17 protein-coding genes are annotated in these 16285 nt (G+C 58.4%); 8 read left to right on the top strand and 9 right to left on the bottom strand.

The window, feature by feature from the left end; all coding sequences use genetic code 11:
* Positions 1-57: 57 nt before the first annotated feature.
* Positions 58-333, bottom strand: a complete 276-nt coding sequence (locus ET34_RS0115370; RefSeq protein WP_031523521.1) for a YcgL domain-containing protein — start codon at positions 331-333, stop codon at positions 58-60.
* Positions 334-456: 123 nt separating this feature from the next.
* Between ET34_RS0115370 and minC the strand changes: the two genes are divergently transcribed.
* The 3 genes from minC to minE are packed head-to-tail and all read left to right on the top strand — an operon-like array spanning position 457 to position 2275.
* A complete protein-coding gene (minC, locus tag ET34_RS0115365; protein ID WP_031523519.1) occupies positions 457-1167 on the top strand; it encodes a septum site-determining protein MinC in 711 nt (236 codons plus the stop codon).
* Positions 1168-1192: 25 nt separating this feature from the next.
* A complete protein-coding gene (minD, locus tag ET34_RS0115360; RefSeq protein ID WP_031523517.1) occupies positions 1193-2005 on the top strand; it encodes a septum site-determining protein MinD in 813 nt (270 codons plus the stop codon).
* Positions 2006-2008: 3 nt separating this feature from the next.
* Positions 2009-2275 carry a cell division topological specificity factor MinE gene (minE, locus tag ET34_RS0115355; RefSeq protein WP_031523515.1) on the top strand — a complete coding sequence of 89 codons (267 nt, stop codon included), beginning with the start codon at positions 2009-2011 and terminating at the stop codon, positions 2273-2275.
* Positions 2276-2427: 152 nt separating this feature from the next.
* On the opposite strand, the gene rnd is transcribed toward minE, so the two are convergent.
* The 5 genes from rnd to ET34_RS0115330 all read right to left on the bottom strand — a co-directional run bounded on the left by rnd (position 2428) and on the right by ET34_RS0115330 (position 8798).
* The gene (rnd, locus tag ET34_RS0115350) at positions 2428-3549 is read right to left on the bottom strand and encodes a ribonuclease D (protein WP_031523513.1); all 1122 of its coding nucleotides are present in this window, start codon (positions 3547-3549) and stop codon (positions 2428-2430) included.
* Between the two features lie 70 nt (positions 3550-3619).
* Complete coding sequence (fadD, locus tag ET34_RS0115345; protein ID WP_035891536.1) at positions 3620-5305, bottom strand: long-chain-fatty-acid--CoA ligase FadD; 1686 nt, start codon at positions 5303-5305, stop codon at positions 3620-3622.
* A gap of 204 nt (positions 5306-5509) precedes the next feature.
* On the bottom strand, positions 5510-6088 hold the full coding sequence (locus ET34_RS0115340; protein ID WP_031523509.1) for a Slp/YeaY family lipoprotein: 579 nt from the start codon (positions 6086-6088) through the stop codon (positions 5510-5512).
* 37 nt (positions 6089-6125) lie between these two features.
* Positions 6126-6821, bottom strand: coding sequence for a tRNA (adenosine(37)-N6)-threonylcarbamoyltransferase complex dimerization subunit type 1 TsaB (gene tsaB / locus ET34_RS0115335; RefSeq protein ID WP_031523506.1), 696 nt, complete (start codon positions 6819-6821; stop codon positions 6126-6128).
* Positions 6822-6887: 66 nt separating this feature from the next.
* On the bottom strand, positions 6888-8798 hold the full coding sequence (locus ET34_RS0115330) for an ATP-dependent DNA helicase (protein WP_031523504.1): 1911 nt from the start codon (positions 8796-8798) through the stop codon (positions 6888-6890).
* A 130-nt stretch (positions 8799-8928) separates the two neighbouring features.
* Here ET34_RS0115330 and ET34_RS0115325 point away from each other — a divergent pair, with 130 nt between their 5' ends.
* Complete coding sequence (locus ET34_RS0115325; RefSeq protein WP_031523502.1) at positions 8929-9273, top strand: RidA family protein; 345 nt, start codon at positions 8929-8931, stop codon at positions 9271-9273.
* A 38-nt stretch (positions 9274-9311) separates the two neighbouring features.
* Here ET34_RS0115325 and ET34_RS21060 read toward each other — a convergent pair whose 3' ends face one another.
* The gene (locus ET34_RS21060) at positions 9312-9494 is read right to left on the bottom strand and encodes a YoaH family protein (protein ID WP_035891534.1); all 183 of its coding nucleotides are present in this window, start codon (positions 9492-9494) and stop codon (positions 9312-9314) included.
* Between the two features lie 96 nt (positions 9495-9590).
* On the opposite strand from ET34_RS21060, the gene pabB reads away from it, so the two are divergent.
* The 3 genes from pabB to sdaA all read left to right on the top strand — a co-directional run bounded on the left by pabB (position 9591) and on the right by sdaA (position 13151).
* A complete protein-coding gene (pabB, locus tag ET34_RS0115315) occupies positions 9591-10979 on the top strand; it encodes an aminodeoxychorismate synthase component 1 (protein WP_031523498.1) in 1389 nt (462 codons plus the stop codon).
* Positions 10963-11544: a CoA pyrophosphatase gene (locus ET34_RS0115310; RefSeq protein WP_031523495.1), complete on the top strand. Its 582-nt coding sequence runs from the start codon at positions 10963-10965 to the stop codon at positions 11542-11544. Before pabB ends, ET34_RS0115310 begins: the two co-directional genes overlap by 17 nt.
* 242 nt (positions 11545-11786) lie before the next feature.
* Positions 11787-13151, top strand: a complete 1365-nt coding sequence (sdaA, locus tag ET34_RS0115305) for an L-serine ammonia-lyase (RefSeq protein ID WP_031523494.1) — start codon at positions 11787-11789, stop codon at positions 13149-13151.
* A gap of 116 nt (positions 13152-13267) precedes the next feature.
* Here the strand turns inward: sdaA and yoaE are convergent, their stop codons facing one another.
* On the bottom strand, positions 13268-14836 hold the full coding sequence (yoaE, locus tag ET34_RS0115300) for a CNNM family cation transport protein YoaE (protein WP_031523493.1): 1569 nt from the start codon (positions 14834-14836) through the stop codon (positions 13268-13270).
* Positions 14824-14952, bottom strand: coding sequence for a hypothetical protein (locus ET34_RS23220; RefSeq protein WP_413783773.1), 129 nt, complete (start codon positions 14950-14952; stop codon positions 14824-14826). Before ET34_RS23220 ends, yoaE begins: the two co-directional genes overlap by 13 nt.
* 349 nt (positions 14953-15301) lie before the next feature.
* Here ET34_RS23220 and manX point away from each other — a divergent pair, with 349 nt between their 5' ends.
* Positions 15302-16276, top strand: coding sequence for a PTS mannose transporter subunit IIAB (gene manX, locus ET34_RS0115295; protein WP_031523492.1), 975 nt, complete (start codon positions 15302-15304; stop codon positions 16274-16276).
* Positions 16277-16285: the final 9 nt, after the last annotated feature.

The raw sequence follows: 16285 nt of genomic DNA, 5'->3' as shown, positions 1-16285 counted from the left end.
TTGCACCATAGCATCTGGTTAATTTAGCCAGGAAAGCGCCGGGATGTGCAGCAAATACTATTTATTGTTTTGTAACTTTAAATGTTCTTTCAGCAAATTTTCCGGCGGCGGCGGTATTTGCAAATAATATCCCTGGGCGTTGAGCATTTCTTTCACTTTACTCAAATCGGCGTGGGCTAATTTTTTCTTACCGTCCAGCGGCAATAACATCGTCAGAATCGGCTGACCAAAACTTTCCATCAGTTCCGCCGGCACACGAGAGAAATCGTCTCTTTTTTCAACATACAGATAGGTCTGATCGCGTTTGTTACTTCGGTAGATCGCACAAAACATATTTTTACTCGAATTTGTCCGGATGGTGACTTGCCTCAATATAATAGTGACTATAACATGCCTGATAGTCTTCGGAATATCATCCAGTGATGGGTGATTCAAACTGAATTGAGTAAGGCCAGGATGTCAAACACGCCGATTGAGCTTAAAGGAAGTAGTTTCACCTTATCTGTGGTTCATTTGCATGATGCAAAACCCGAGGTAATCCGTCAGGCTCTGGAAGACAAAATTGCCCAAGCGCCCGCTTTTTTGAAAAATGCGCCGGTGGTACTGAATGTTTCACAGCTCAATGGCGAAGCAGACTGGACGCAGCTGCAGCACATCATCGCGCAAAGCGGTCTGCGCGTGGTGGGCATCAGCGGCTGTAAAGACGAACGCCTCAAATCAGCGATCGCCCGGGCGGGCCTGCCGTTGCTGACAGAAGGCAAAGAGAAAGCCCCCCGTGCTGCGAAGGCCCCCGAGACCGACGCCCCCTCTCCCGCTGCGCCTGTTGTTACTCCGGTCACAAAATCACGCTTAATTGACGCTCCGGTACGTTCCGGTCAGCGCATTTATGCCCCACACTGTGATTTGATTGTGACCAGTCACGTCAGCGCCGGTGCCGAACTGATTGCCGATGGCAATATCCATATTTACGGTCACATGCGCGGGCGCGCCCTTGCTGGCGCAAGCGGAGACAGGGACGCACAAATATTTTGTACCCACCTGGCGGCGGAGCTGGTCTCTATTGCGGGTGAATACTGGCTGAGCGATCAAATCCCGGCCGAATTTTATGACAAAGCAGCGCGGTTGAAACTGACTGACGGCGTGCTTACTGTCGACACATTGAGTTAAGCCCTTTTTAACAAGGAACACCTTTATGGCACGCATTATTGTTGTTACATCGGGTAAAGGAGGCGTTGGCAAGACCACCTCCAGCGCGGCCATCGCTACGGGTCTGGCCCAGAAGGGTAAGAAAACCGTGGTTATCGATTTCGATATCGGTTTGCGTAACCTTGACCTGATCATGGGCTGTGAACGCCGCGTGGTTTACGACTTCGTTAACGTGATTCAGGGCGACGCCACCTTAAACCAGGCGCTGATCAAAGATAAGCGTACCGACAACCTGTTTATTCTCCCGGCTTCGCAAACGCGCGACAAAGACGCCCTGACCCGCGACGGTGTGGAAAAGGTGCTGGATGAACTGCAGACCATGGATTTTGATTTCATCGTCTGTGACTCCCCGGCGGGCATCGAAACCGGCGCGCTGATGGCGCTCTACTTCGCTGACGAGGCCATCATCACTACCAACCCGGAAGTGTCATCGGTGCGTGACTCCGACCGCATTCTCGGCATTCTGGCTTCAAAATCGCGCCGCGCCGAACGTGGCCAGGACGCGATTAAAGAGCACCTGCTGCTGACGCGTTACAACCCGGGCCGCGTGAGCAAAGGCGATATGCTGAGCATGGAAGACGTGCTGGAAATCCTGCGTATTCCGCTGGTTGGCGTCATTCCTGAAGATCAGTCCGTGCTGCGCGCCTCCAACCAGGGCGAGCCGGTTATTCTGGATTCCGATGCTGATGCCGGCAAAGCCTATGCCGACACCGTTGACCGTCTTCTGGGAGAAGAACGCCCTTTCCGCTTCATTGAAGAAGAAAAGAAAGGATTCCTCAAACGCCTGTTCGGAGGATAAGTTATGGCATTACTCGACTTTTTTCTCTCCAGAAAAAAGACCACCGCAAATATCGCGAAAGAGCGATTGCAGATTATTGTTGCCGAGCGTCGTCGTAGCGATGCCGAACCGCATTATTTGCCGCAGCTGAAGCGGGATATTCTGGAAGTGATCTGTAAATATGTACAGATAGATCCGGAAATGGTCACCGTCCAGCTCGAACAAAAAGGCGACGATATCTCGATTCTGGAACTCAACGTTACGTTGCCGGAAGCCGAAGAGACAAAATAATCGCAATCAATCACCACCTCCCAAGGAGGTGGTTTAAGGGTGACAATAAAAAACCCAGGGCATGCCCTGGGTTATTTTTTTAGCCATTTTGCCGTCAGCGCAAATTATTTAGCGCATACACAGCCAGACCCCTGTAATTATATCCAGCCCATTCAGGCGTCATTCAGCACGGTTTTTAACGGCTCAGCTAATAATTCTCCGCGCCAGCCGCTAATCAGTTCCGGCATATTATTTTGCGCTTTCAGCTTCCAGTGCCAGTTCAGCAGCTGGTTAATCTGACGACGCGATGCAAGTAATTCCGCGCTAACGCCCTTCTCTTCCCCTACCTGTTGTACCAGCGCTTTAATCGCTTTGAAGATTTTGCGATAGCCGGGCATATCCACCAGATTTGCCAGCGGCTCGGGCAGCGCCTCTTCCGGCAAGGCCTGCGCCTGAGCGACCATATCCACCAGCGCCTTACCGTGGAAGCGGATTTCGCTGCCGGAGAGGCCGAGGCTGCTCAGCTCACCGAGGCTCGACGGCAGATATCGCGCCACCTGCCAGAGATTCTCTTCGCGCACCACGAAGTTCACCGCCATATCGCGCTCGCGGGCATGGCGCAGCCGCCAGGCGGCCAGCAGCCTCAGGCAGGCGAGCTGACGGGGGCGCAGCTGCCAGGCGTTACCAATCTCACGCCACGCGTCGTCTGGCGTCAGCACTTCACTGCGGCGTTTGATCATCAGACGGCACTCATCAAGCGCCGCGGGCAGCCAGCCTGCTGCTTCGGTTTTTGCCACCAACTTGTTGGCGATGGGCAGCAGATACCAGACGTCTGCGGCAGCGTAGTCGCACTGACGCTGGGTCAGCGGGCGCGCCAGCCAGTCGGTGCGGGACTCGCTCTTATCGAGTTTTACGCCGGTCCAGGTTTCAACCATCGTGGCGAAACCGCAGGAGAGCGCTTCACCAGTAAACGACGCCAGGATCTGGGTATCGATCATCGGCTCCGGCATCACGCCAAAGCGCGAGGAGAACACTTCAAGATCCTCACTGCCCGCGTGCAGGAATTTGGTCACGGCGCTATCGGTCAGCAGCGCTTTGAACGGCGCCCAGTCGGTGATGGGCAGCGGGTCGATCAGCGCCAGCTGCTCGCCGTCAAACACCTGAATCAGGCCCAGCTGCGGATAGTAGGTGCGGGTGCGAACGAATTCGGTATCCAGGGCGATGGCGGGTGACTGACGCACGGCATCACACAGAGTGCGCAGCGCGTCGTCGGTGGTGATCATCTGATAATTCAAATTACATTCTCTTTGGTTTGCGCCCATAAAAAACGCCGGCTTAGCCGGCGTCAGGCGACGTAATCAACGCTCAGGGGGTATTGTTGCCTGGCTTTGTCGCTTCGTCACGTAATTCTCGCCGCAAAATTTTGCCGACGTTGGATTTCGGCAGCTCATCGCGGAACTCTACCAGCTTCGGCACTTTGTAGCCGGTAAGGTGGCGGCGACAGAACGCGATCAGCGCCTCGGCGGTGAGAGCCTCGTCTTTTTTGACCACGAAAATCTTCACCGTCTCGCCGCTGACGCCGGACGGCACGCCGACCGCCGCGACTTCACGCACGCCGCTGTGCTGCATCACCACGTCTTCAATCTCATTCGGGTAGACGTTGAAGCCGGAAACCAGAATCATATCTTTTTTGCGATCGACGATGCGCAGGAAGCCCTCGTCGTCCATCACCGCGATATCACCGGTGCGCAGCCAGCCGTCCTGAATGATCTCGTCGGTGGCATCCGGACGCTGCCAGTAACCGAGCATCACCTGCGGGCCGCGCACGCACAGCTCACCCGGCTCGCCGTGCGGCACTTCGTTGCCCGCATCATCAATCAGCTTCGCCTCGGTGGACGGCACCGGCAGACCAATGCTGCCGCTGTGGTAGTCGATGTCGTGCGGGTTAACGCTCACCAGCGGCGAACATTCGGTCAGGCCGTAGCCTTCCAGCAGGAACTGGCCGGTAAGCTTCACCCAACGATCGGCGACCGCCTGATGCACCGGCATACCGCCGCCGGCGGAGAGGTTCAGCGTAGAGAAGTCCAGCGCCTGGAACTCTTTATTATTCAGCAGCGCATTGAACAGGGTATTCACGCCGGTCATGGCGGTGAACGGATATTTCGCCAGCTCTTTGACCAGGCCGGGAATGTCGCGCGGATTGGTGATCAGCAGGTTGTTACCGCCCAGCTCGATAAACAGCAGGCAGTTCATGGTCAGGGCAAAGATGTGATAGAGCGGCAGCGCGGTGACTACCAGCTCTTTACCGCGATGCAGCAGCGGGCCGTAGGTGGCATTCACCTGCTCCAGGTTGGCAAGCATGTTGCGGTGGGTGAGCATCGCCCCTTTCGCCACCCCGGTGGTGCCACCGGTATACTGCAGAAACGCGAGGTCGTCACCGAGCAGTTCCGGCTTCACGTACTGCATGCGGTAACCCGCCTGCAGCGCGCTGCGAAACGAAATCGCGTCCGGCAGATGGTACTTCGGCACCAGCCGCTTGATGTATTTGACGACGAAGTTCACCAGCGTGCCTTTAGCACTGGAGAGCTGATCCCCCATGCGGGTCAGGATCACGTGTCGAACCTGGGTCTTAGCGACCACCTTCTCCAGGGTATGCGCGAAGTTGGACACGATGACGATCGCGCTGGCCCCGCTGTCGTTGAGCTGGTGCTCCAGCTCGCGCGGGGTATAGAGCGGGTTAACGTTCACCACCGTCATACCGGCGCGCAGAATACCGAACAGCGCCACCGGGTACTGCAGCAGGTTGGGCATCATCAGCGCTACGCGATCGCCCTTCTGCAGACCCAGACCGTGCTGAAGATAAGCGGCAAAGGCACGGCTGCGCTCTTCAAGCTTGCGGAAGGTCATCACCTCACCCATGTTCATAAACGCGGGCTGATCGGCATAGCGCGCGGTAGCGTGCTCAAACATTTCAACAAGCGACTGATAGCGGTCGGGGTTGATTTCGGCCGGTACGTCGGATGGATAGCGGTTAAGCCATACCTTATTCACTACTTCACCTCTGAAATTGCTGTTTGTCGTCATCACAACCCCAACCAAATAAACAAGCCGTTAACATTATATTAACTCAGCGTACCAGTTTATTAATTAACCCGATGTCAGGTTGCGAAGCGCGTCACTAATTATTTTTATGATGTTGTACAAACAAAGAGACAGCGGACCGGCCGCTGTCTCTTTACTTGCTAAATCAAGATGTTATTCAACAACGTTCTGGATCACCGCCGGGCCGGGGTTGTACCAGCCCCACCCGCCATAACCATAGCCGCCGCGCCAGGGATGCGGCCCCCACAACCAGGGATCCATCGGCTGCGGCGGCATCATCACCTGCTGGGTGACGCGCCAGCGTTTGTAACCCTGGGCTTGCATCACCAGGAATTTATACGGCGTGTTGCCGATTTTTCCTTCTGCGGTGCCGGTGATCGGCCCCACGACGGTGACCAGCTGATTGCGGAAATCCACCGGGTCGAGGAAGCCGGTAACCTCGGCATAGATACGCCCGCGGGACGGCTCGTTAAGGGTCGGGCGCGCACCTTCGTCCAGGCGCACGGTGGCGATCTCCAGCCGGGTTTTCCCCTGCTGATTTTCCACCGCCATCACCTTGCCGCCGAAGCGCGCTTCCTGGCCGACAAACAGCTCAGGCGCGTTCATCACTCGCGCTAAATCCTGCTGCGGGGTCGGGCTGGTGCCTTTGATGGCATCAGGCACGGTAACGCAGCCGGAAAGCAGCGTCGCCGCTGCGAGAAGACAACCTGCCAGTAGCTTATGGCTTGCCATGTGCAACTCCTTAATTCCGCCCGGGGGCGATGAGCAATTACTCTCTGCCTTGAAGTTTCTTCCACGCCACTTCATTACGCAGGTAGACCGGCTCGGTCTGATCCACCGCGGTGGTCAGCCCCTGGGCCAGTTTAGATGCCGCCAGCGGCAGCATATCTTGCGCCTGCGGGAGCAGCATGTCGCCGTCGCGCAGCGTGATGCCGCACCCGTCGGCCATGTCAGGCCACGCCTGCCATCCTGTGCCAACTATAGCCCATTCACCGTCAAGTAACGTCAGGCGCGCGGTCACCGCTTCCGGCTTGAGCACCGCTTCGGTTTCTTCCCCGTGCCAGTGGCCGTTTTCATCGCGCTGGTACTCTGCCCAATAGACTTCACCCATGCGGGCATCAATGGCAGCCAGCACGCGAGTGGCCCCGGTCTTGCGCCACGCACCTTCGGCCATGGTCGCAAGCGTAGAGACACCGATCATCGGCAGCGACGCGCCGAATGCCAGCCCCTGGGCGATCCCGATCCCGATACGCACGCCGGTGAAACTTCCCGGTCCGCGCCCGAAGGCCAGGGCATCAATATCAGACAGTGAAACACCCGCCTGGTTCAGCACATCGCGCACCATTGGCAGAATGCGCTGCGTGTGTTCCCGGGGGCAGAGTTCGAAGTGGGCGTGGGTGGTGCCGTTGTCCAGCAGCGCAACGGAACAGGCTTCCGTCGCAGTATCAATTGCCAGAATTCGCATGAGATAAGCGCTCTCGCAGTCAGCTAAAGAAAAAGTGGCGCGGATAGTACCACATTCCGCGCCACATTACCTGGCTTCGCGCTTGCCGAGAAACGCAACTGCCTGATTAATATCCCGGGTGCGCGGCGCGGGCGGCAGGCTGGCGAGAAATACCGCGCCATAGGGGCGCATCACCAGACGGTTATCGCAGATCACCAGCACGCCGCGATCGTCGGTATCGCGAATGAGACGGCCAACGCCCTGTTTCAGGGTGATCACCGCATCCGGCAGCTGCACATCGGCAAAAGGATCGCCGCCGCGCAATCGGCAATCTTCCATGCGCGCTTTCAGCAGCGGATCGTCCGGCGAGGTAAAGGGCAGCTTGTCGATAATCACCAGCGACAGCGCATCGCCGCGCACGTCCACCCCTTCCCAGAAGCTGCTGGTTGCTACCAGCAGCGCGTTACCGGCGCTGACGAACTGGTCCAGCAGCTGGCTTTTGCTGGTCTCCCCCTGCATCAGCACCGGTAGCGTCATGGTAGCGCGGAACTGTTCGGCAAGATCGCGCATCATGGCGTGGGAGGTACAGAGCATAAAGCAGCGCCCGTTGTTGGCCTCAATCAGCGGCCTGAGCATCTGTGCCAGCTGACGCCCTGCTCCAGGCCGGTTGGTTTCCGGCAGGTTGCGCGGGACGCAGAGCAGCGCCTGGCTGGCATAGTCGAACGGGCTGGGCAGTAGCAGGGTCTGCGCCTCGTCCACCCCGATACGGCTGGTGAAGTGGTGCAGCTCATCGTTCACCGACAGCGTCGCCGAGGTAAAAATCCAGCTGCCGGGCTGGCGGGCCATGACGTCCTTGAACTTCTCCGCCACGGTGAGCGGCGTCAGCGCCAGGGTAAAGTGACGGGCGTTGCACTCGTACCAGTAGCTGTACCCCGGCTGGTTGATCTCTTTCAGCCGTTTCAGGCGGCCACGGTAGATCGTCGCGCGCTCAAAGGCGCTGTCGAGCATCGCCGAGCGACCCAGCGAGAGCTTCGCCACGTCGTAGCACAGCTCCAGAGCGTCATCGAGCAGCAGCAGCGCCCGGCTGATATTCGGGTCGGCCAGCAGCTCGCGCAGGTTGCCGCGAAAACCGGGGTCGCCAAGCTGGAGCCGGAAATCCTGGGCGCTCTGCGCCAGGCGGTCGGCACACTTCTGAAGCTGCTGGGTGTCTTTCAGTTCAGTGCGGTATGCGATGGTAATGTCTTTGGCGAGATCGAGCAGCTGGCGGCTGGAGATGGACTGGCCGAAGTACTGGCTGGCGATGTCCGGTACCTGGTGGGCTTCGTCGAAGATCATGACCTCGGCTTCGGGGATCAGCTCAGCGAAGCCGGTCTCCTTCACCACCATATCGGCGAGAAACAGGTGATGGTTGACCACCACCACGTCGGCATCCATCGCTTTTTTACGCGCTTTGACCACGAAACAGTCTTTATACAGCGGGCAGTCGCTGCCGAGGCAGTTGTCGTTGGTGCTGGTGACCAGCGGCCAGGCCTGGGAGTCTTCGGCAACGCTGGCGCAGGTGCTGATGTCGCCGTCCACCGTCTGGTTGGCCCAGCTGCGCAGGATCACCACATCGCTCAGGGTCTGTACCGGCAGGTCGCCGCCGGCGATGGTTTGCTGCTCCAGGCGCTCCAGGCACAGGTAGTTGGAGCGGCCTTTCAGCAGCGCCAGCTTGCCTTTAAATTCAAGGGCGCGGGCGACGGTAGGCAGATCGCGGCTGTAGAGCTGATCCTGCAGGGCTTTGGAGCCGGTAGAGATGATGACTTTTTTGCCCGCGCGCAGCGCCGGAGCGAGATAGGCGTAGGTTTTCCCGGTGCCGGTACCAGCCTCGACCACCAGCGGCTCGCCGCGTGCAATGGCCCCGGATACCGCTTCTGCCATCTGACGCTGTGGCTCACGCGGTTTAAAACCGGGAATCGCTTTTGCGAGTTGCCCGTCGACTGCGAAATCGTCCGTCACACTACCCCCTGTGGAAATTGCCAGTGATTATGTCAGGGCAGCCCGATTTTAGCCAGCCGAAGAGATGACGCGCGCTGCACAATATGGCAGGCTTGCAGACCATTGATGACAACAGAAAAAGGAAACAGCGATGACAATCGTGCGTATCGATCCCGCAGATCGTTGGTCTGACGCGGTGATCCACAATCAGACTCTCTACTACACCGGCGTGCCGGAAAATCTGGATGCTGATGCTTATGAACAAACCCGGAATACCCTGGCGCAGATCGACACGCTGTTAACCGCGCAGGGCAGCGACAAATCACGCATTCTCGATGCCACCATTTTCCTTGCCGACGGGGACGACTTCGTGCTGATGAACAAAGCCTGGGATGAGTGGGTGGTGGCAGGCTCCGCGCCGGTGCGCTGCACCGTGCAGGCCCGCCTGATGAACCCGCGCTATAAGGTGGAAATCAAAATAATCGCCGCCGTGTAATGGCCTGCCGCTACCGGGTGACGGTGGCGGCCCGGGCGTTACTCCTCGTCCTCATCCTCAAAACGCGCGACCACGCGCTCGCCGGTATGATTCTCACGCAGCTCCTGCGCGACCAGGGCAATGGCTTCACCGCTACTCATGCCCTGGGTCATCAGATCATGAATTCGCTCTACAGCCTGCTGCTGCTGTTCATGGGTAAGTGAAGGTAAACCTGCAAACATGATTGACTCCTGATACATTGGCGGGCTGTTATTATTTCATGTCCCCTGCGGGGTTACCAGCCGTGACCGCCACCGCAGGCTTTCAGGTTAGCGTGAATGACTACCGTATCGAACCACACTCTCTCGCGTCTCTCCCTGCCCTGGGAACCTGACGCCGCTGCGCGCTATTTTGCGCCGCTGGCCCATCAGCCCTGGGCGATGCTGCTCCACTCGGGTTATGCCGATCATCCCCACAATCGTTTCGACATACTGGTGGCCCAGCCGCGCGTCACGCTGCAGACCCGTGGTGGGGTGACGACTATAGCCAGTGCCACCGGCGTGCGCGAAGAGCAAGCCGATCCGCTGGCACTGTTACGGCAGGCGCTGGACGCCATGAACTGGCCCGGCGAGGCCGACCCGGCGTTGCCGTTTACCGGGGGTGCGATGGGGCTGTTTGGCTACGACTTAGGCCGCCGCTTCGAATCGCTGCCTGAGCAGGCCGAGGCCGACGTGCAGACGCCGGATATGGCGGTGGGCATTTATGACTGGGCGCTGATTGTCGACCACCATTTGCAGAAAGTGACGCTGGTCAGTCGCAGCGACGTGCACGCCCGGCTGGCATGGCTTGAAGCGCAAACCGCGCCGGCGGCTGCCCCGCTGCGTCTGACCACCCCGTGGCAGGCGAACATGACCCGCGCCGAATATGGCGATAAATTTCGCCAGGTGCAGGCGTTTCTCGCCAGCGGCGACTGTTATCAGGTGAACCTTGCCCAACGTTTCAGCGCCGGGTACACCGGGGACGAGTGGCAGGTGTTTGTTCAGCTCAACGCCGCGAACCGCGCGCCGTTCAGCGCCTTTCTGCGTCTGCCGGAGCAGACGATACTCAGCCTGTCGCCGGAGCGCTTTATTCACCTCGCCGAGCGCCGCATCGAAACCCGCCCAATCAAAGGCACGCTGCCGCGGCTGGCTGATGCAGAAGCCGATGCGGCGCAGGCGCAACGTCTGGCGGCATCACCGAAAGATCGCGCTGAAAACCTGATGATTGTCGACCTGATGCGCAACGACATCGGGCGCGTCGCCACACCTGGCAGCGTGCGGGTGCCGGAGCTGTTTGTGGTGGAACCTTTCCCGGCGGTGCATCATCTGGTGAGTACCATCACCGGCGAACTGCCCGCCGATCGCCATGCCACCGACCTGCTGCGCGCCTGTTTCCCCGGCGGCTCCATTACCGGCGCGCCAAAAGTGCGGGCGATGGAGATCATCGAAGCGCTGGAGCCGCAGCGGCGCAACGCCTGGTGCGGCAGCATCGGCTACATCAGCGCCTGCGGCACCATGGATACCAGCATCACCATCCGCACCCTTACCGCCGCGGCGGGCACGCTCTACTGCTCAGCCGGAGGCGGGATCGTGGCCGACAGCGAGGAAGCAGCGGAATATCAGGAAACCTTTGATAAAGTTAACCGTATCTTACGCAATCTGGAGTTGTGCGATGGATCTGACGCTTGATACTTTTTTATCCCGTTTTCAGCTACTGCGTCCGGCCCCCGGGCGCGGCGCGCTAAACCAGCGCCAGGCCGCGGTACTGGTGCCGGTAGTGCGTCGCCCCGAGCCCGGGCTGCTGCTGACCCAGCGCTCGGCACGGCTGCGTAAACACGCCGGTCAGGTGGCGTTTCCCGGCGGCGCGGTGGATGCCAGCGACGCTTCGCTGATTGCCGCCGCGCTGCGTGAGGCCGAAGAAGAAGTGGCGATCCCACCGGAGTGCGTCGAGGTGATTGGCATTCTGCCGCCGGTGGACAGCGTCACCGGTTTTCAGGTCACGCCGGTAGTGGGCATTATTCCGCCCGATCTGCACTATCACGCCAGCGAAGATGAAGTGGCGGCGGTGTTTGAAATGCCGCTGGCCGAGGCGCTCAACCTCGGGCGCTACCATCCGCTGGATATTCATCGGCGCGGCAATGCACATCGGGTCTGGCTGTCGTGGTATCAGCATTACTTTGTCTGGGGTATGACGGCGGGGATCATTCGCGAGCTGGCGCTTCAGCTCGGGCTGCGCCCGGAAGGCGAGGTCTGAGCGCGGGCCAGGCGTGAAATCTGTGCGCTGCCCCCAGTTGTTTACATCATAGCCAGGCTATACTTCAGAGATAAATGCTGCAAAACAGCGCCTTAAGTAAAATAGTATATTAGCGTTTTTTGCTTTATCGATTAGTTTAATTCATGTGAATAGTTGCCTTCCGGAACCAATAACCTCTTACACTAGCCGCTGATCTAACATCGTCATCGCGACAACCCGATGACCCTGGCAGGAGTTTAAACGTGATTAGTATATTCGACATGTTCAAGGTGGGCATTGGCCCCTCCTCTTCCCACACCGTCGGGCCGATGAAGGCCGGGAAGCAGTTCGTCGATGATCTGGTCGAAAAAGGCATTCTGCATGACGTGACCCGCCTCGCGGTTGACGTCTACGGTTCCCTCTCGCTCACCGGTAAAGGCCACCACACCGATATCGCTATTATTATGGGTCTGGCCGGCAACGAGCCTGCGACCGTCGATATCGACGCCATTCCGGCTTTCATTCGCGATGTGGAAACGCGCGAGCGCCTGCTGCTGGCCCAGGGTCAGCACGAGGTCGATTTCCCGAAAGACAACGGCATGCGTTTCAGCAGCGATAACCTGTCGCTGCACGAAAACGGTATGCAGATCCACGCCTTCAGCGGCGACGAGCTGCTCTACAGCAAAACCTACTACTCCATCGGCGGCGGATTTATCGTTGATGAAGAGCACTTCGGCAAAGACGTGGTGGGTGAAGTGCAGGTGCCTTACGCGTTCAGCTCCGCCAAAGAGATGCTCGGCTTCTGCAAAGAGACCGGGCTGTCGCTCTCCGGCATGGTGATGCAGAACGAACTGGCGCTGCACAGCAAAAGCGAGATCGAGGCTTACTTCGCTGACGTATGGCAGACCATGCGCGCCTGTATCGACCGCGGTATGAATACCGAAGGCGTGCTGCCAGGCCCACTGCGCGTGCCGCGTCGCGCCTCGGCGCTGCGCCGTCTGCTGGTGTCGAGCGATAAGCTCTCCAACGATCCGATGATCGTAGTGGACTGGGTGAACATGTTTGCGCTGGCGGTGAATGAAGAGAACGCCGCAGGTGGTCGCGTGGTAACCGCCCCGACCAACGGTGCCTGCGGGATCGTGCCGGCAGTGCTGGCCTACTACGATCACTTTATCGAGCCGGTCAGCCCGGACATCTACATCCGCTACTTCCTCGCGGCGGGCGCTATCGGCGCGCTGTACAAAATGAACGCGTCCATCTCCGGTGCTGAAGTGGGTTGCCAGGGCGAAGTGGGCGTGGCCTGTTCAATGGCCGCAGCCGGGCTTGCCGAGCTGCTGGGTGCCAGCCCGGAGCAGGTGTGCGTCGCCGCAGAAATCGGCATGGAGCACAACCTCGGTCTGACCTGCGATCCGGTCGCCGGCCAGGTGCAGGTGCCGTGCATCGAGCGTAACGCTATCGCCTCGGTAAAAGCGATCAACGCTGCGCGCATGGCGATGCGCCGCACCAGCGAGCCGCGCGTATCGCTGGATAAGGTTATCGAAACCATGTACGAGACCGGCAAAGACATGAATGCCAAATACCGCGAAACCTCGCGCGGTGGCCTCGCCATCAAGGTCCAGTGTGACTGATTAAAAAAAGCGCCGCTAAGCGGCGCTTTTTTATTTCTCCGGCATCATTTTCCGCCGTGCTGGCAGGCAGAACGCATCCACCTGCCGGACACAGCGGTCATGCTATGCCGCTACGATTACTCTTCTTCATCTTCGTGCAGCGGTTTATCGCGGGTAATGCGCACCAGATCGACGCGGTAGTCGTTCGCTTCGACGATGGTGATATGCAGCGGCGCGACGTGGATTACGTCCCCGGCGTGCGGGATTCGTCCGTTAGCCGCGATCACCAGCCCGGCGACCGTCGCAATATCTTCATCTTCATCCACCAGATGATCGACATCCAGCTGCTGCTGAATGGCATGCAGGTCGGTGGACCCTTTTACCAGCCAGCCGTCGCCATCATGTATGATTTCCGGGGTTTCATCCGCATCCGGGAACTCACCGGCAATCGCTTCCAGCACGTCCAGCGGCGTCACCAGGCCCTGCACCACACCAAACTCGTTATTAACGATAACGAAGCTGCCGCGCGCGCGACGCAGCACGCCAAGCAGGTTGATCGGGTCGAGAGTCTCCGGGACCACGATGGCCGGCGAGGCGGAGGCAATAGCCGCCACATCGACGTTATCATCCAGGGCCACCAGCAGCTCTTTCGCACGCACGATACCGATCACTTCATCCAGTTCGCCGCGACACACCGGAAACAGGCTGTGCGGTGACGAGAGCAGCTGCTGACGAATTTCGTCCACGCTCAGGCTGGCGTCTACCCAACTGATTTCGCCGCGCGGGGTCATGATGCTGCGCAGTGAACGCTGAGCCAGCGTAAGCACGCCGTTGATCATGTAGCGCTCTTCTTCGGCGAAGGCCTCAGCCGGAACCGGCACCATCGCGTTGCTGTTGCTGTCCGGCTCGCTCTGCTGGGCAGACTTACGACGATTGCCCATCAGACGCAGGATCGCATCCGCAGTACGGGCGCGCAGCGGCTGGGAGGACTGATGGCGCAGGAAGTTGCGACGCGCAATCTGGTTAAACACTTCAATGATGATGGAGAAGCCAATCGCCGCGTAGAGGTAGCCTTTCGGAATATGGAAACCGAAGCCTTCCGCCACCAGACTCAGACCAATCATCAGCAGGAAGCTCAGACAGAGCACCACCACCGTCGGATGCTGGTTCACGAAGCGAGTCAGCGGTTTGGAGGCCAGCAGCATAACGGCCATCGCGATAACTACCGCCGCCATCATGACCGGCAGATGGTTCACCATGCCCACCGCGGTAATGACCGCATCGAGGGAGAACACTGCATCCAGGATCACGATCTGCACAACCACCACCCAGAAGCTGGCGTAGCCCTTGCCGTGCGATTCGTCGTGCTGGCGGTTCTCAAGCCGTTCGTGAAGCTCGGTGGTGGCCTTGAACAGCAGGAAGATACCCCCGACCAGCATGATCAGGTCACGCCCTGAGAAGGTGAAGTCCCAGACGGTGAATAACGGACGCGTTAGCGTCACCATCCACGAAATCAGCGATAACAGGCCGAGACGCATAATCAGCGCCAGCGACAGACCGATGAGACGCGCTTTGTCGCGCTGCTTCGGCGGCAGCTTATCGGCCAGAATGGCGATAAATACCAGGTTATCGATACCGAGAACAATTTCCAGAACGACAAGCGTTAACAGCCCCGCCCAGATTTGGGGGTCCATCAAGAATTCCATGACAAGCTCCTGCTTAAGGAATGACTAAACGGCACCACGGCATCTGCGGGCGCTGAACTGAAAAGGATAGATGAGACTGGGCGATGTTCGCCGCAAAACGTGGCCGGAAACGGCATTGAAATGAAAAGACGTCGGTGACGGTCCATACGGTGGGCTGCTGCCCGCTACTCCTGTTAATTAATCAGACGCGTACCTTAGCAAAGGGACTTATCTTTTTGCAAAGCTTTACCAGACTTTGCAATTTTTATGCAACGCTCACCCCGTAATTTTCAGGGGGTATTTGCAGCGTAGTTCGATGACTAAATTACGGAACTGCATCACATTCTTTATTTTTTCACGCTCTAAAATTATTCGCGGTAACAGGTTCTTATACATACTCAACGTTATCTGAATCGTTTCACTCCGGTGTGCGGTTCACAATACGCGTCAGCAGGCGCGTATTCACGATAAGAAAGGAGGTAGCAAGTGACCATTGCTATTGTGATAGGCACACATGGCTGGGCGGCTGAGCAGTTGCTTAAGACCGCGGAAATGCTATTAGGCGAACAGGAAAATGTAGGCTGGATCGATTTCGTGCCGGGTGAAAACGCCGAGACGCTGATCGAAAAATACCACGCGCAGCTTGAGAAACTCGATACCCAACAGGGCGTTCTGTTTCTGGTCGATACCTGGGGAGGCAGTCCGTTTAATGCCGCCAGCAGGATCGTGGTTGATAAAGAACAGTATGAAGTCATTGCCGGGGTGAATATCCCTATGCTGGTTGAAACCCTGATGGCGCGCGATGACAACCCGTCGTTAGCGGAGCTGGTGGCGGTAGCGGTAGAAACCGGACGCGAAGGCGTCAGAGCGCTGAAGGCTAAAGCGCCGGAAAAAGCCGCTGCGCCTGCTGCTGTCGCAAGTACTACGCCCCACCCTGCCGCGCCCGCGAAACCGATGGGGCCGGAAGACTACATGGTTATCGGCCTGGCGCGAATCGATGACCGTCTGATCCACGGCCAGGTCGCTACGCGCTGGACCAAGGAAACCAACGTAACCCGCATCATCGTGGTCAGTGATGAAGTGGCAGCGGACACGGTACGTAAAACCCTGCTTACTCAGGTTGCCCCTCCCGGCGTCACCGCCCACGTGGTGGACGTTGCCAAAATGATCCGCGTTTACAATAACCCGAAATACGCCCGCGAGCGCGTGATGCTGCTGTTTACCAACCCGACTGACGTTGAACGCGTGGTCGAGGGCGGTGTGAACATCAAATCCGTGAATATCGGCGGCATGGCGTTTCGCCAGGGGAAAACCCAGGTTAACAACGCGATTTCCGTCGACAGCGCCGATATCGAGGCCTTCCGCAAGCTCAATGCGCGCGGTATCGAGCTGGAAGCTCGCAAAGTCTCTAACGATCCGAAACTGAAAATGATGGATTTGATCGCCAAAGTCGCGCCGTAACGCGCCGCT

It is taken from the genome of Siccibacter colletis (genome assembly GCF_000696575.1).
GTDB classification, from domain to species: Bacteria; Pseudomonadota; Gammaproteobacteria; order Enterobacterales; family Enterobacteriaceae; genus Siccibacter; species Siccibacter colletis.
Note: the sequence above shows the minus strand (reverse complement) of the source record. Positions and strands in the feature narration are given on the sequence as shown.

Coding starts and splice junctions, on each gene's coding strand:
- ET34_RS0115370 (WP_031523521.1), bottom strand. CDS start 333: ATGTTTTGTGCGATCTACCGAAGTAACAAACGCGATCAGACCTATCTG.
- minC (WP_031523519.1), top strand. CDS start 457: ATGTCAAACACGCCGATTGAGCTTAAAGGAAGTAGTTTCACCTTATCT.
- minD (WP_031523517.1), top strand. CDS start 1,193: ATGGCACGCATTATTGTTGTTACATCGGGTAAAGGAGGCGTTGGCAAG.
- minE (WP_031523515.1), top strand. CDS start 2,009: ATGGCATTACTCGACTTTTTTCTCTCCAGAAAAAAGACCACCGCAAAT.
- ET34_RS0115340 (WP_031523509.1), bottom strand. CDS start 6,088: ATGGCAAGCCATAAGCTACTGGCAGGTTGTCTTCTCGCAGCGGCGACG.
- tsaB (WP_031523506.1), bottom strand. CDS start 6,821: ATGCGAATTCTGGCAATTGATACTGCGACGGAAGCCTGTTCCGTTGCG.
- ET34_RS0115325 (WP_031523502.1), top strand. CDS start 8,929: ATGACAATCGTGCGTATCGATCCCGCAGATCGTTGGTCTGACGCGGTG.
- ET34_RS21060 (WP_035891534.1), bottom strand. CDS start 9,494: ATGTTTGCAGGTTTACCTTCACTTACCCATGAACAGCAGCAGCAGGCT.
- pabB (WP_031523498.1), top strand. CDS start 9,591: ATGACTACCGTATCGAACCACACTCTCTCGCGTCTCTCCCTGCCCTGG.
- ET34_RS0115310 (WP_031523495.1), top strand. CDS start 10,963: ATGGATCTGACGCTTGATACTTTTTTATCCCGTTTTCAGCTACTGCGT.
- yoaE (WP_031523493.1), bottom strand. CDS start 14,836: ATGGAATTCTTGATGGACCCCCAAATCTGGGCGGGGCTGTTAACGCTT.
- ET34_RS23220 (WP_413783773.1), bottom strand. CDS start 14,952: ATGCCGTTTCCGGCCACGTTTTGCGGCGAACATCGCCCAGTCTCATCT.